Below are 2,116 nucleotides of genomic sequence, written 5' to 3'. Positions count from 1 at the left end.
AACGAGAGCACCACACAGGTGACTTAGTACGACTAAGCAAAGCGTGCCCACCATCTATCAACAGCATGCTTTTAAATGGTGGGCACGCTTCTGCCTTTGCCTGGCAAGCTTCGGTGCATGTGGCCGCTTTGCCCACCCTCATATGGGGATTTGTGTGTCAAGCCTCTTTGAGAGGTCGGGGTCAGTTTTTCTGTCTATGCTGTGGTATCCCTTGAGCAGCATTACTCCGTGGAGCAAAGCCGACCGACGCGCGCCCCAAACAGCGCTGTAGCGGCGGGCGGCTTTGCGGTGAGCTCGCGAAGCCGAGAGTGGCGCGATGAACCGGCGGTCGTGACCGAGGACTGGCTTCGAAGTTGCTGCAGCTGCTCGCTGCATCACCTCATATCCGGTCGGATCATGTGATCCGTACCCACGTTCCGCATGCTTGCGGCGAAGAAGCCACGAGAGGATGAGACCCATCTACAAATCGGCTGTTGGTGCAGCCCTAGGGTGGCCCGGTCGTCATCCATCCTCAGAGACCGCGGCGAACCGCGGGCCTGATCGCGAAGTTCGGTTAAGCCTTCATCACGGCCTCCTCAGGCACCAAGCCGGTTTCCAGATAGCGCCACAGCGCCACCACCAGCTTGCGGGCCAGCGCCACGATCGCGATGCGTCTGGCGCGCTTGCCGGCGTTGAGGGTGCGGCTGCAGAACCAGCGACTGAGCGCGCTCTCCGGCTGATGACGCAGCCAGAGCCAGGCCAGCTCGACCACTTTCTGGCGGACGCGCCGGTTGCCCGCCTTGCTGATGCCCTGCTCGCGATCGATGCTGCCGCTCTGCCACGGACTGGGCGCCAGGCCGCAATAGCTGGCCACCTCGCGCCGGTTGCGGAAGTCCTTGTAGAACAGCTCGCTCGCCAAGCTCATGGCGAAGGCCGGACCGAACCCCTTGAGCCGGCGCAGAAGCTGGCACTGCTTGGCCAGTACCGTGGGAGCGGCAGCTGCGTCCCCGATTTGGCTCTGTTCCAGGCTTTGCTCCACCGCCGCAAGCTGCTCGCGCACCGTCATCAGACGCGCATGCTCGCGCTTGATCTCGGACATCAGATGCGGCGGCACCGGTTGTCCCTGCCAGTCGCGCTGCCGCTCCAGCCAGCTGAGCCAGTCCTTCCGCCGTGGATTGCCGACCGCCATGCCCACAAGACGCAGCAGCGCCTTGATCCGGTTGGTATGGGCCGTCTGCTCCTTGACCAGCACGTCGCGCTCGCGGCCGGCGTGTCAGGCGTCGTCCTGTACGACCGTCGGCACGTGGACCACGCGAACCGCGCGGCGCTCGCCCCGCAGATACGCCATCAGCGTGCTCAGCAGGAGCTCGCCGTCGATCCGGTCCGTCTTCGCCCGCCGCGACCGCTGCTCGACCGCGATGCTCGACGGATCGAACACGAAGCTGGTGATCATCGCCGCGACCAGCAGCCGGTGCAGCCAGAAGCCGTCATAGCCGGCCTCGTAGCAGCTCACCACGCGCGGCTCATATCCGAGCTTCTGCGCCGCCCGCGCCCGGACCTTTGCGATCAGCGCCAACAGCCCGGCGTGATCGCCTCCCTCGAGGTTGTGACGCGACATCCGTCCCCGGTCCGGACTGTGCAGCGTGACCAGCCACTTCTTCTGACTGAGTTCAATCGCAACAAAAATCGTGCCACAATTGTCCGCGGTGGGCGTGCCTTGGGTCGATGCTTGCATCTGGCTCTCCGATGGTTCGAGTCGTGGAAAACCCAAACCTACCGGAAGGGCTCGCTCACCGCTCCCCCATGGAATCTACAAGTTCTCACCGCGCCGCAATCTTCCTTGCTTTGCCGATGTCGCTGGAGAGCGCCGCCAGCTCCTTGCGCACGGCGCTGGCCGCGTCGCGCTCGATCTTGCGATAGCGCGCCACCAAGGAAAGCCCGAACGGCGTCAGTGCGGCGCCACCGCCGTTCCTGCCGCCGGTCTGGCGCTCGACCGCGGCCTGACGGCAGATGCGGTTGATCTCGTCGACCAGATCCCAGGCGCGCTTGTAGGACATGTCCATGGCACGGCCGGCAGCCGAGATCGAGCCGAGCTTCTGGATGTTCTCCAGAAGCTCGATCTTGCCCGGCCCGATCC

3 protein-coding genes are annotated in these 2,116 nt (G+C 64.5%); all 3 read right to left on the bottom strand.

The genetic code is table 11. The features are described 5' to 3' along the window. Positions 1–553: 553 nt before the first annotated feature. Positions 554–1,231, bottom strand: coding sequence for a transposase (locus tag JOZ76_RS36755; protein ID WP_291706270.1), 678 nt, complete (start codon positions 1,229–1,231; stop codon positions 554–556). 21 nt (positions 1,232–1,252) lie between these two features. Beyond that, a complete protein-coding gene (locus JOZ76_RS36750; RefSeq protein ID WP_291706269.1) occupies positions 1,253–1,714 on the bottom strand; it encodes a hypothetical protein in 462 nt (153 codons plus the stop codon). An 85-nt stretch (positions 1,715–1,799) separates the two neighbouring features. After that, complete coding sequence (locus JOZ76_RS36745) at positions 1,800–2,114, bottom strand: winged helix-turn-helix domain-containing protein (protein ID WP_291706268.1); 315 nt, start codon at positions 2,112–2,114, stop codon at positions 1,800–1,802. Positions 2,115–2,116: the final 2 nt, after the last annotated feature.

The organism is Bradyrhizobium sp. (assembly GCF_019244115.1).
In the GTDB taxonomy this organism is placed as follows: domain Bacteria; phylum Pseudomonadota; class Alphaproteobacteria; order Rhizobiales; family Xanthobacteraceae; genus Bradyrhizobium.
The sequence above is the reverse complement of the archived record's forward strand: the minus strand, read 5'-3'. Positions and strand labels throughout refer to the sequence as shown.

Coding starts and splice junctions, on each gene's coding strand:
- JOZ76_RS36750 (WP_291706269.1), bottom strand. CDS start 1,714: ATGCAAGCATCGACCCAAGGCACGCCCACCGCGGACAATTGTGGCACG.